This window comes from Streptomyces sp. NBC_00647 (genome assembly GCF_045207245.1).
Lineage (GTDB): Bacteria > Actinomycetota > Actinomycetes > Streptomycetales > Streptomycetaceae > Streptomyces.
On record NZ_CP109040.1, the window covers coordinates 10188597 to 10200217 of the forward strand.

Below are 11621 nucleotides of genomic sequence, written 5' to 3' on the forward strand. Positions count from 1 at the left end.
TGCGGCTGGATGTGCCGCACCGATGATCAGGTTCACCGGGCCGGCTAACGACGCCCTTGCCTTGCCCTAAAGCACCCGCAACACCGCGCCCGACGGATGTGCGGTCGCCTGCTCGCCGCCCCTTTCGTGTCTATTCCGTCGGCCAAGGCCTAAGCGGCGCTTCAGAACCGCCGACCACCATGGAGGGCCGCCGGGCCCAGGGGGCGCTGCGGGAGGGGAGGAAGCGGGTATGAGGCTGAGGTTCTGGCTGGCCAAGGCAGGTGCCGTCGCGATGGAAATGCTGATCCATGCCGGCCTCGGCTTCTTCGCCGTGGGACCGCTGCCCGGTGTCCACTACCCGGACTCGGGTGCCGGACCCGATGCGCAGGAGGCCTGGCCGCCGGGAGCGGCGCACGGCCCGTACGGGGGCGGCGGCCGCACCCAGGAGCCGCCGGCCGCCCATCCGGAGCGGCACTGCGCGAGCCCACCGAGCCGGATCGAGCGGGAGTTGTGGGCGGGGCTCGGCATCGATGTGGACCGGGCCGGAAGCTGACAGGACGTCACGGCTGGGCCGAACACCGGTTTTAGCGGTACCAAGGGTTCCCGTTAGCGGGGCGTTCTAGCGTCGTGGCGTTTCTCCGGCGTGCGACGACGGTGAGGGTGGACATGGCGGACTTCACGATGACGATCGACGGCGAGAGGGTGACCTCGGCGGGGACGTTCGGTGTCGTCAATCCGGCGACCGGCGAGGTGTGGGCCGAGGCGCCTGACTGCTCGCCCGGGCAACTGGACGAGGCGTTGCTGGCGGCCCAGGCGGCGCAGCCCGGCTGGGCCGCGGATCTGGCTGCGCGCCGCACGGCCCTGCATGCGGCGGCGGACCTGCTGATGGCGAGGGTCGGGGAGATCGCCCCGGTCCTCACCGCCGAGCAGGGCAAGCCCCTGAAGGAGGCCGCCGAGGAGGTCTTCGGGTTCGCCTACTGGTTGAAGTACTACGCGGATCTGCCACTGCCGCGAGAGATCCTCCAGGACGACGAGAGCGCGCTGGTGGAGGTGGTCCGCCGGCCCGTGGGTGTGGTCGCCGCGATCACGCCGTGGAACTTCCCGCTGGTGCTTGCATCCTGGAAGGTGGCGCCCGCGTTGCTCGCCGGGAACACCGTGGTGCTCAAGCCCTCGCCGTACACCCCCCTGGCCACGCTGAAAGCCGGCGAGGTGTTGGCGGAGGTACTGCCCGCGGGAGTGCTCAACGTGGTGAGCGGCGGCGACGAGCTGGGCGCCGGACTGGCCCGGCACGAGATCCCCCGCAAGATCAGCTTCACCGGATCGGTCGCCACCGGCAAGAACATCGCCGCCGCCGCGGCGCCGGACCTCAAGCGGCTCACCCTGGAACTCGGGGGCAACGACCCCGCCATCCTGCTCGACGACGTGGACCCGGCCGAGGTCGCCGATCGTCTGTTCGCCGCGGCCTTCGCGAACAACGGTCAGGTCTGTGCGGCGGTCAAGAGGGTGTATGCCCCACGGTCGCTGTACGGCGAGGTCGTGGAGGCGCTCGCCGACCGGGCACGGCGCGCGCGGGTCGGCGACGGTACCCATGACGGAGTGGCGCTGGGGCCGGTCAACAACCGGCGGCAGCTCGACCGCGTGACCGGACTCGTGGAGCGGGCCCGAGCGGGCGGGGCCCGGCTACTCGCCGGGAAGGCCCCCACTGGAGGCGGCTACTTCTTTCCGCCGACGATCGTGGACGGCGCCGTGGACGGAGACGGCATCGTGGACGAGGAGCAGTTCGGCCCGGCGCTCCCGGTCGTCCCCTACACCGACGTGGAGGACGCCTTGGCCCGGGCCAACGGCACCACATATGGCCTGTCGGGCTCGGTGTGGGGCACCGACACCGACCGGGCGGCCGCGGTGGCGGAGCGTCTGGAGTGCGGCACGGCATGGGTCAATACCCACTTCGCGCTGGGGCCGCACCAGCCCTTCGGCGGCCACAAGTGGAGCGGGGTGGGCACCGAGAACGGTGTGTGGGGCTACCACTCCTTCACCGACCTCCAAGTACTGCACCGCGCGAAGGCCTGACGGGCCGCCACCGCGGCGGCCTCGTCCGCGGACGTGCCGGGGCCGGTCGGTCGGAGCGCCCGGTCCGAGGACGTGCGGCGGGCCGGTCAGCCGGGCCGCCCGCGGGAGTCCTTCTCGCCGGCCAGCATCCCGTCCGTGAGGAGCGTCAGGATGCGCTCGGCGCGCTCGGTCTCGGAGTGCTGCGCGGCCCAGCCGATGGCTGCGGCGGCGGTGAAGAGGTCCTCGGCGTCCATGTCCCGGCGCACCTCACCGCTCTCCTGGGCGCGCTCCAACAGCCGCGAGGCGGACTCGTGCATGGCCACACAGGAGCCGTGCAACTCGGAGCCACCGTCGTGGAGGGCCGCCAGCACCGATCCGGGCAGTCCGTGGAATGTGCCGGAGCCGGCCGTGAACCGGTGCAGCCACGCGGTCAGCGCCGCGCCCGGGGAGGCCGCGGCGAGGGACTCGTCGGCAGCGTCGGCGAGCGCGTTGAGCCGGTCGCTGAGCACGGCCTGCACCAGTGCCTCGCGGGTGGGGAAGTGCCGGTAGAGGGTGGCGATCCCCACCCCGGCGCGGCGCGCGACATCCCGGAGGGAGGCGTCCAGTCCTTCCTCGGCCATGACGGTGCGGGCCACCGCGAGGAGGTTCTCCCGGTTGCGGCGGGCGTCGACGCGCATCCCGCCGCCCGACTCGGTCCGCGTGGCTCCCGCGGGTGGGCCCGCGGCATCGGCCGGGCCTGTGGTCGCGCCCTGCTGGTCACTCATGGCACCTCGCTCGGTTGAGATTCGGAACAGTGCTCCGTATAGTCATCCGGAGCGGTGCTTCGTTTTTTCGGAGCAGTGCTCCTAATTCTACATAACCCCCCCTTGGTCGGCACTTAGGGAGATCGACTCATGGCAGCGGATAGCACCTCCAGCCCGCCGAACGCGCCGGACACCGGACGGGAGCCCTTCTCCCCGGAGCTGCGCAAAGTGATCGTGGTGACCACGCTCGGCGCGTTCATGACCTTCCTCGACTCCACCATCGTCAACGTGGCGCTCAAGACGCTGACGAGCGAGATGGACACCTCGCTGTCCACGATCCAGTGGCTCGTTACCGCCTACCTCCTGGCGATGGCGGCGGTCATCCCCATCAGCGGCTGGCTCGGCGCGCGGCTCGGCGCCAAACGGGTCTTCATCGCCGCCATCACCGTCTTCACGCTCGCCTCCCTGGCCTGTGGCCTGGCCACCTCCATCGAGCAGCTGATCGTCTTCCGTACCCTCCAGGGCATCGGAGGCATCGCCGTCCCGGTCAGCCAGGCGATTCTGGTCCGCGCCGCCGGACCCCGGCTGATGGCCCGCGTCATGAGCGTCAGCGGCATCCCGGTCATCATGGCCCCGGTTGTCGGCCCCACGGTGGGCGGTCTGCTGCTCCAGCACGTCGGCTGGGAGTCGATCTTCCTGGTCAACATCCCGATCGGCATCCTCACCGTGCTGCTCGCCGTGAAGCTGCTGCCGGCCGACACCGTGGCTCACCCCGGCAAGCTCGACGTCCCCGGCCTGGTCACCATCGTCGCGGGCAGCGTCGGCATCACCTACGGGCTCTCCGAGATCGGCAACTCCGGCGACGCCGCCTCCGCCAAGGTGGTCGTCTCGATCGGCGCGGGCGTCCTGCTCCTGGCAGCGTTTGTCGTCCTCTCCCTGCGCAGCGCCAAACCGCTGCTGGACATCAGGCTGTTCAAGAACCGGCTCTACACCGCGGCCTCGCTCACCAACTTCTTCATGGGCGCGCTGAGCCTGGGCGCCGTCATCCTCATGCCGTTGTACTTTCAGACGGTCCGGGGCGAGGACGCTGTCAGCACCGGCCTCCTGTTGATCCCCCAGGGAGTGGGCGTCGCGGTGGCGATGTGGCGGGTGGCTCGCTTCGTGGACAGGTTCGGCAGCGGCCCGGTCGCCCTGGCCGGTGGCCTGGTCAGCATCGTGGCGACCGTCCCGTTCGTGTTCATCGGCGACGGCACCTCGTACTGGTGGATCGGCGCCGCCATGGTGGTCCGCGGCTTCGGTATCGGCACCTGCGCGATCCCGGCGGTCACCGCGGCCTACCGGGCGGTGTCGATGATGAAGATCCCGGACGCCACCGTGCAGCTCAACATGGGTCAGCGCATCGGCGGTTCGCTCGGAGCGGCCATCCTTGCCGTCGTGCTGCAGCAGCAGCTCCAGGGCGCCCGGACGCCGGCCGACCAGGCAGACGCCTTCGGCGTGGCCTTCTGGTGGACGCTGGGGATCGGCGTCGCGGCCACCCTCCCGGCGGTCCTCCTCGCCGTGGTCGAACGCCGTGCTGCGGCCGCCGCCGCACCCGCGACCGCTCCGCCTGCCGGTTCCCTGAAGGAGGCCGGGCAGGCCTGACCCGGCTCCCCCTGGCGGGGTATGCGGGCGGGCGCCAACATCCCCCGGGCGCTCGCTCGTGTTCCTCATGGCGGATCGTGGGGACGGACGCTCTCGCGCCGCCCCCACGGTCCGCCCTCAACGCGTCATCCCGCCCAACACCTGTCGCACATTCACCACCGCCCGCCGTGAGGGGAGTTCTCGTGTCCGTGGCCAGGCCCGTCGCCGCCGGTTCCGTGCCCGCGCAGCCCAGCGTGCCACCCGAGAGGTTCAGGTCCGCCTTTCGCGCCCATCCGGCCGGAGTTGCCGTGATCACGGTGCCGGGCTCCCCCCGCCCCGCCGGATTCACGGCGACGTCACTGGTGTCGCTGTCGCTGACACCGCCGCTGGTCTGCTTCTCGATCGCCGCCACCGCGTCCAGTTGGGCGGCCGTACGGGACGCGACGACCGCAGTGGCCCACCTGCTCGCGGCGGACCAGGAGGACATCGCCCGCCGGTTCGCCACCAGCGGTATCGACCGCTTCGCGGCGCCCACGCGCTACCGACTCCTGCCCGGCGGCGCACCCCTGCTCGATGAGGTCGGCACCTGGTTGCTGCTCTCCCTGGAGAGCCTCATACCGGCCGGCGACCATCACCTGGTGACGGCGCGGGTCCGACAGGTGACCACCACCGGCGACCACCGCCCCCTGCTCTACCACGACGGCACCTACCGCACCCTCGAAGGCCTTCCGCCGAACCCGCGCTGACCACCGAGAATGTGCGGGAGTACGACGACAGGACCCGACGCCGTTCCGAGTGCCGCGTCAAGGCCCCGTGTTCTCCCGCGACAAGCTGATCGCCGCCGTGTTCCTGGCTGGTGTGATCGCGCCCCACCGACTCATCGGATGGCATACCCGTCCCACAGCGGGCCGCCGGCGAGCTGCAGCACCTCTGCCACGACCGCGGGGAAGACTCTCGGATCCCCGGCGATCGCCTGCGCCGCGGCTTCGGACAACGCGCGGTGCAGGTCGGGGTCGGCCGCAGCCAGCCGCCGCGACAACCACTTGCCTCCGCCGAGCCAGTGCCCGCCGACCAGCAGGACCAGCTCCGAGGCACGCTGCAGCATGTGCGAGACCAAGTACACCCGCTCCGCAGGGTCCGCGCAGCCACGCAGGTCATCGAGCAAGTCGGTCAGGACGTACCGCTGGTCGTCACGCTCACGGTCCGAGAGCGGCGGCGGGCCCGCGGCCCAACGCTGTCGCGCCTCGTCCTGGAGCGAAGCGCCCAGCCCGTCCCTGTCCACCAGGAGCATGCCGCCAGCACACATGGAGAGCAGCGGCGATCTCCGCTTCGCGGTCTCCTGGTCGGCGAAGCTGTGCCAGACGGCCTCCGTCTGCACGAACAGCTCCACCGGCCAGCCGCGGTGCACCAGGCTCTCCCGGCTGGGGGCGGGCGGCCCGTCCAAGAGGACCACGATGTCCAGATCGGATGCGGGCGTCCGGCGGTCGGTCAGCACGCTGCCGGCGAGGAAGGCCGCCCGGGCGGCGGGAAATCGGTCCCGAACCAGTTCGCGGGCGGTGAGCACGGGGTCATCCATGATCGCAGCGTATGCGCCGACGCCGGGCCCAAGGGGCGCGTCGTCGAGCTTCTGCTCGCTCACGGCAAGGTACCTGGACGGAAGGACAGTCTCCGGATGCTCGCGACCCGGCCCCATCCCCGGCCGCGCTCGTCAGCCGGCGCCGGGCGGGCTTTGCGGGGAGATCAGGCCGCTCTCGTAGGCGAGTACGACGGCCTGTACGCGGTCCCTCAGATCGAGCTTCGACAGGATGCGGCCGACATGCGTCTTGACCGTGGTCGGGCTGAGGAAGAGGCGGTCTGCGAGTTCGGCGTTGCTGAGGCCGGTCGCCAGCAGGCGCAGCACTTCCAGTTCGCGCGGGGTCAGCCCCGACAGGTCACGGTGGAGGCCGGTCTGCGGGGACTCCTGGCGGTGCGCGAAGCGCTCGATCAGCCTGCGGGTGATCGTGGGCGCGAGCAGGGCGTCGCCGGAGCGCACCAGGCGGACGGCGGCCACGAGGTGTTCGGGGGTGACGTCCTTGAGCAGGAAGCCGCTCGCTCCGGCGGTGAGCGCCGCGTACACGTAGTGGTCGAGGTCGTACGTGGTGAGGATGATGACCCGGGTTCCGTCGGAGCCGTCGGGGCCGCCGCCGAGAATGCGCCGGGTGGCTTCGATGCCGTCCATCCGCGGCATCCGGATGTCCATGAGGACGACGTCGGGACGGGTGCGCCTGACGGCGTCGACCGCTTCGGCCCCGTCCGCGGCCTCGGCCGTCACCTCGATGCCGTCGGCGGCGAGGATCATTCCGAAACCCGTACGCACCAGTGCCTGGTCGTCCGCGATGACGGCGCGCAGGGCCGGCCCGTTCACACCGCCTCCCACGGGACCTGGGCCGTGACCCGGTAACCGCCGGTCAGCGTAGGCCCGGCGGTGAGCTCGCCGCCGTAGACCGCGAGCCGCTCGCGCAGCCCGATCAGTCCGCGGCCGTTGCCGTCCACCGGCGGCGAGTCCCGGACGGCTCCCGTGTCGGTGACCTCGATCTCCAGCCAGGAGCCGGAGAAGCCGATCGCCACCGCCGCACCGGCGCCCGCCGCGTGCTTGATCGTGTTGGTGAGCGCCTCCTGGACGACTCGGTACGCCGTGAGTTCCACCCCGGGTGGCAGCTGCCGGGGAGGCAGCGACACCGTCACGGTCACCGGTGTCCCGGCGGCCCGCACTCTTTCGGCGAGGGCGTCGAGCTGTCCGAGCCCGGGCTGCGGTTCCAGGCCGTCGGCGGGGCCGTCGGCGCCCGTGTCCGGGCCCGCGAGCAGGCCCATCACATGGCGGAGTTCTGCCATGGCGGCGCGGCCGCCGGCCTCCACCGCCAGCAGCGCTTCCTTGGACCGCTCCGGGGCCGCGTCCATCACCTTGCGCGCGGCGCCCGCCTGAATGACCATCACGCTCACATTGTGGGTGACCACGTCATGCAGCTCGGCGGCTATCCGGGCGCGCTCCTCCTCGACGGCTCGGCGCGTAGCCTTCTCCTGGGCCTGCTGGAGGTCCGTGAAGCGTTTCCGGCTCGCCTCCAGCCGCAGCCGCCCGAAGCGGACGAGGCTGGCCAGCACCCCGACGACCAGAAGTACGACAGCGGGGCTCGACCAGCCGGGGAGCATGGGGTCCGACTCCCGGAACGCGACACCCGCCAGCACGGCGGCGACGACCAGCGCGGCCATCGCCCGCATCCGGTAGCGGCTGAGCGCGACCGCTCCGTACGCGCCGATACTGCAGGTCAGCACGTTGATCCAGGAGACGCTGTCACCTATCGCCAGCACGGCTGCGAGGACCACGCCGAACACGACCAGTGGATACCTGCGCCTGGCCACGAGCGGCAGCGCCGACAGCACGACCAGGACCCAGGGCGCGGAGGACCGCGGGTCGTAGGTGGCCTCCGGGACAGGGACCTGAGGCCGCTGCGGGTACGGGAACGCGCCAGGGCCCTCGGACACGACCCTGGAGCTGATCCGTACCGGCCCGTCGCCCGGGTAGCGCGCCGCCACGACCAGCGCGACGACGGTCAGCAGGACCCCCAGCACCACGTCCACGCGCACCGCCCGCCGGGACAGCGGAGCGGGCTCCCCCTCCGGTCGGAGCGCGTCGCGGACGTGCGCCCGCCATGTCCCCGGCCGCAGTGCGTCACCGGCCCGCTCTCGCCATCTGGCCGCCCACAGCGTGTCGCGTGGCCGCCCGTACAGGTCCTCCGTCTCCATCCGCACATTGTGTGGCCCCGCGGCACTGGTCAGCGTCCACCTGTGCGGCGGGGGCTCCTGTCCGCCAGGAGTACTCCTCGGGGATGACCCCGCGGCCGGGTCCTCCGCGGGGAGGGCCCGATGTCGGTGCCGCGGCCGACGCGCCGCATCGGCGTCCGCCCGTACGTTCACCGGGCCTGCACAGGCATCGGCTGCTCCTCGACCACGAAGGACGGAAACTCCCATGACTCAGGTGATCGAACTGGAGGGCGTGGCCAAGCGATACGGCGGAGCCGACGCGGCGGCGCTCGGACCGGTCGACCTCCGCGTGGCCCAGGGCGAGGCCCTTGCCGTGACGGGTCCGTCCGGCAGCGGCAAGTCCACGCTGCTCAACCTCGTCGCCGGTCTGGACCGGCCGAGCGAGGGAACCGTGACCGTGGCCGGCCAGCGCATCGACCGGCTGAGCGAGCACGCGCTGGCCCGGTTCCGCCGCGAACGGATCGGCATGGTCTTCCAGTTCTTCAACCTGCTCGACGACCTCACCGTCACCGACAACATCCAGCTTCCCGCCCAGCTGACCGGGACCGCCCGGCGGGCGGCGGCATCCCGTGCCGGGGAGCTGATGGAGGTGCTGGGAATCCAGAAGCACGCCCGCGCCTACCCCGGGCGGTTGTCCGGCGGCGAACGCCAACGGGTCGCGGTGGCAAGGGCCTTGGTGAACAGGCCCGCTCTGCTGCTCGCCGACGAGCCGACCGGCGCGCTGGACACCGCTTCGGGGCAGGAGGTACGGGAGCTGCTCGTGGACCTGCACCGCGGCGGCCAGACCGTCGTTCTCGTCACGCACGACCTGGAGCTGGCCCGGGCGTGCGCGCACCGGACGATCCATCTGGTGGACGGCCGTGTCGCCGTCGACACGCACGCGGAGACCGTCCGATGAGCCGGTTCGGCAGCGGTGCCCTCGGGCGGGTCGTGCGCTCGGGGGTCGGCAGGCGACGTGTCCAGACGCTGGTGATCGCCGTGGCCACCATGATGGCGGTGGCCTCCGCCGTGGTCGCCGGGTCTCTCGTGGTCGCCACGAACGCTCCCTTCGACCGTGCCTTCGCGTCGCAGCACGGCGCGCACATCACCGCGGAGTTCGATCCGGACCGGGTGAGCGCGGCTCAACTGGCGAGCACCCGCAGCCTGGACGGGGTCACGGCGAGCGCGGGGCCCTTCCCGTCCACGACGATCAGCCCGGTGGGCCAGGACGGCGGACACCTTCCCGCGCTGACGCTGGTCGGACGGCCCGGTCCGGGGAGTGACGTGGACGAAGTGGACCTGAAGTCGGGCCGGTGGGCACGGAAGTCGGGCGAGATCGTGCTGTCCGCCTCGTTCTCCGGCGAGTTCCTCAAGCTCGGTTCGACGCTGATGAGTTCCGAGGCCGCGGACGCGCGGACGCTGACCGTCGTCGGCTTCGCGCTGTCGGCCGGCGGAAGCGCCGACCTGTGGGCGACCCCCGCTCAGGTCAGGTCGCTCGCGACCGGAGACAGCGGCCTCACGAGCCAGATGCTCTACCGCTTCGACTCCGCGGGGACGAAGTCCCAGATCGCGGACGACCGGAAGAAGCTCACCGCCGCCCTGCCCTCCGGGGCGCTGGTCGGAACCCAGTCGTGGCTGGACACCAAGCGGGCCGCCGATCAGGGCGCGGCGGCGACGATCCCGTTCCTGTTCGCCTTCGGCGTGCTCGGCATCGTGATGTCGGTGATCATCGTGGGCAGCGTGATCAGCGGCGCCGTCGGTACAAGTCTGCGCCGCATCGGCATCCTCAAGGCCATCGGATTCACCCCGGGCGAGGTCGTACGGGCCTATGTGGCCCAGGCGTTGATCCCGGCCAGTGCGGGCATCGCGCTGGGTGTCGTCCTGGGCAACCTGCTGGCCGTGCCGCTGCTCGAGGACACCGAGTCCGTGTACGGCACGGTGTCGCTCTCGGTGGCCTGGTGGGTGGATGTCGTGGTGCCGGCCTGCGCGCTGCTCGTGGTCGGGATCGCGGCGCTGCTGCCCGCGCTGCGGGCCGGGAGGCTGCGTACCGTCGAGGCGATCGCCGTCGGCAGGGCGCCGCGCACCGCCCGCGGGCAGTGGGCGCACCGCGCGGCCGGGCGGCTTCCGCTGCCGAGGCCGGTGACGTACGGCCTCGCGAGCCCCTTCGCGCACCCCGTGCGCGCCGTCGCGATGGTGCTCGCCGTGACCTTCGGGACAGTCGCCGCGACGTTCGCGGTGGGGCTGACGCAGTCCCTCAACGCGGTGGGCAGCGCGCAGGATCCCGAGGACCGCGCCGATGTCACCGCCATCAGCGGCGGCCCCAACTCGGGCGTCGGGCAACGGGTGGAGAAGAAGCCGAAGCAGCCCGCGGCCGGCGCCGAGCGCGCGCCCGCCACTTCGGGGCCGAACCAGGGACAGCCGTCGGCCGATCCGGACGCGGTGCGTGCCGCGATCGCGGCGCAGCCCGGCACCGCCTCGTACTACGGCGTGGCGCGGGGGGACGCCACGGTGTCCGGGATCTCCGGCACGGTCCGGGCCGTCCTCTATCAGGGTGATTCCCGCCCGGGCAGCTACGAGATGATCCACGGGCACTGGATCGACGGGCGGGGCCAGGTCGTGGTGCCCACCCGCTTCCTGGAGAGGACGGGCACCAAGATCGGCGACACCGTGAGGGTGACGTTCGAGAAAGAGTCCGTGAGCCTGCGGATCGTCGGCGAGGCCTTCGACACGTCGGACGACGGCATGCAGGTCCACGCGGATCTCGACAGCTTCCCCTCGGCAGAACCCGGGGCCTTCCAGATCGAGGTGGATCCGGGAGTCACCCCCGCCGAATACGCCGACGAACTCGGTGATGCGATCGAGCCGTTGGGCGCTGACGCCATCGCCAACTTCGCCCCGAAGGGGGAGAACATGATCCTCGTACTTGAGGCCATGGCCGCGCTGCTCACCCTGATGCTGGTGTCCGTGGCGGGTCTCGGTGTGCTCAACTCCGTTGTCCTGGACACCCGCGAGCGCGTCCACGACCTGGGGGTGTGCAAGGCGCTCGGCATGTCCCCGCGGCAGACGGTGGGGCTCGTGCTCGCGTCGGTGGCCGGGATCGGCGTGGTCGGCGGGCTGATCGGCGTCCCGGCCGGGTTCGCGCTGCACGGCTACGTGCTGCCGGTCATGGGAGAGGCCGCGGGCACCGGCCTGCCGCCGTCGGTCCTCGACGTGTACGACCCCTCGCAGTTGGTGCTGCTGGGCCTGGCCGGTGTGCTCGTCGCCCTGCTGGGCGCGACGGCTCCGGCGGGCTGGGCGGCCAAGGTCCGTACGGCGACGGCGTTGCGCACGGAGTGACCGACGGCGGTCGGCGCCGTTCGGTTCAGCCCGCCGGGACGCGGCGGGCTGAACCGCGGGGTGCCGGCGGCGCGGGGCGCGGGCCGGCGCGGGCCGAACGGTCGTGCGTGTGTCCCG

General features: G+C 71.9%; 10 protein-coding genes. 6 read left to right on the top strand and 4 right to left on the bottom strand.

Annotated features, from left to right (window positions below):
* The first annotated feature begins 229 nt into the window (after positions 1–229).
* Both OG788_RS44710 and OG788_RS44715 read left to right on the top strand, forming a co-directional pair.
* The gene (locus tag OG788_RS44710; protein ID WP_406376595.1) at positions 230–532 is read left to right on the top strand and encodes a hypothetical protein; all 303 of its coding nucleotides are present in this window, start codon (positions 230–232) and stop codon (positions 530–532) included.
* Between the two features lie 113 nt (positions 533–645).
* The gene (locus tag OG788_RS44715; protein WP_406376596.1) at positions 646–2049 is read left to right on the top strand and encodes an aldehyde dehydrogenase family protein; all 1404 of its coding nucleotides are present in this window, start codon (positions 646–648) and stop codon (positions 2047–2049) included.
* A gap of 86 nt (positions 2050–2135) precedes the next feature.
* Here OG788_RS44715 and OG788_RS44720 read toward each other — a convergent pair whose 3' ends face one another.
* Positions 2136–2792, bottom strand: a complete 657-nt coding sequence (locus OG788_RS44720; protein ID WP_356759422.1) for a helix-turn-helix domain-containing protein — start codon at positions 2790–2792, stop codon at positions 2136–2138.
* A 129-nt stretch (positions 2793–2921) separates the two neighbouring features.
* Here OG788_RS44720 and OG788_RS44725 point away from each other — a divergent pair, with 129 nt between their 5' ends.
* Together OG788_RS44725 and OG788_RS44730 are read left to right on the top strand one after the other, a co-directional pair.
* Positions 2922–4412, top strand: a complete 1491-nt coding sequence (locus tag OG788_RS44725; protein ID WP_406376597.1) for an MDR family MFS transporter — start codon at positions 2922–2924, stop codon at positions 4410–4412.
* 182 nt (positions 4413–4594) lie between these two features.
* Complete coding sequence (locus OG788_RS44730; protein WP_406376598.1) at positions 4595–5137, top strand: flavin reductase family protein; 543 nt, start codon at positions 4595–4597, stop codon at positions 5135–5137.
* A 131-nt stretch (positions 5138–5268) separates the two neighbouring features.
* On the opposite strand, the gene OG788_RS44735 is transcribed toward OG788_RS44730, so the two are convergent.
* From OG788_RS44735 to OG788_RS44745, 3 genes are all read right to left on the bottom strand, one after another.
* Positions 5269–5967: a nucleotidyltransferase domain-containing protein gene (locus OG788_RS44735; RefSeq protein ID WP_406376599.1), complete on the bottom strand. Its 699-nt coding sequence runs from the start codon at positions 5965–5967 to the stop codon at positions 5269–5271.
* A 132-nt stretch (positions 5968–6099) separates the two neighbouring features.
* Positions 6100–6795, bottom strand: coding sequence for a response regulator (locus OG788_RS44740; RefSeq protein ID WP_406376600.1), 696 nt, complete (start codon positions 6793–6795; stop codon positions 6100–6102).
* Entirely contained in the window at positions 6792–8177 is a 1386-nt protein-coding gene (locus tag OG788_RS44745) for a sensor histidine kinase (RefSeq protein WP_406376601.1), read from the bottom strand. The genes OG788_RS44740 and OG788_RS44745 overlap by 4 nt, the downstream gene beginning before the upstream one ends.
* Before the next feature lie 217 nt (positions 8178–8394).
* Here OG788_RS44745 and OG788_RS44750 point away from each other — a divergent pair, with 217 nt between their 5' ends.
* Both OG788_RS44750 and OG788_RS44755 read left to right on the top strand, forming a co-directional pair.
* Positions 8395–9087: an ABC transporter ATP-binding protein gene (locus tag OG788_RS44750; protein WP_351556612.1), complete on the top strand. Its 693-nt coding sequence runs from the start codon at positions 8395–8397 to the stop codon at positions 9085–9087.
* Positions 9084–11504 carry an ABC transporter permease gene (locus tag OG788_RS44755; protein WP_406376602.1) on the top strand — a complete coding sequence of 807 codons (2421 nt, stop codon included), beginning with the start codon at positions 9084–9086 and terminating at the stop codon, positions 11502–11504. Before OG788_RS44750 ends, OG788_RS44755 begins: the two co-directional genes overlap by 4 nt.
* The last annotated feature ends 117 nt before the right edge of the window (positions 11505–11621 follow it).

Coding starts and splice junctions, on each gene's coding strand:
- OG788_RS44710 (WP_406376595.1), top strand. CDS start 230: ATGAGGCTGAGGTTCTGGCTGGCCAAGGCAGGTGCCGTCGCGATGGAA.
- OG788_RS44725 (WP_406376597.1), top strand. CDS start 2,922: ATGGCAGCGGATAGCACCTCCAGCCCGCCGAACGCGCCGGACACCGGA.
- OG788_RS44755 (WP_406376602.1), top strand. CDS start 9,084: ATGAGCCGGTTCGGCAGCGGTGCCCTCGGGCGGGTCGTGCGCTCGGGG.
- OG788_RS44750 (WP_351556612.1), top strand. CDS start 8,395: ATGACTCAGGTGATCGAACTGGAGGGCGTGGCCAAGCGATACGGCGGA.
- OG788_RS44735 (WP_406376599.1), bottom strand. CDS start 5,967: ATGGATGACCCCGTGCTCACCGCCCGCGAACTGGTTCGGGACCGATTT.
- OG788_RS44720 (WP_356759422.1), bottom strand. CDS start 2,792: ATGAGTGACCAGCAGGGCGCGACCACAGGCCCGGCCGATGCCGCGGGC.
- OG788_RS44715 (WP_406376596.1), top strand. CDS start 646: ATGGCGGACTTCACGATGACGATCGACGGCGAGAGGGTGACCTCGGCG.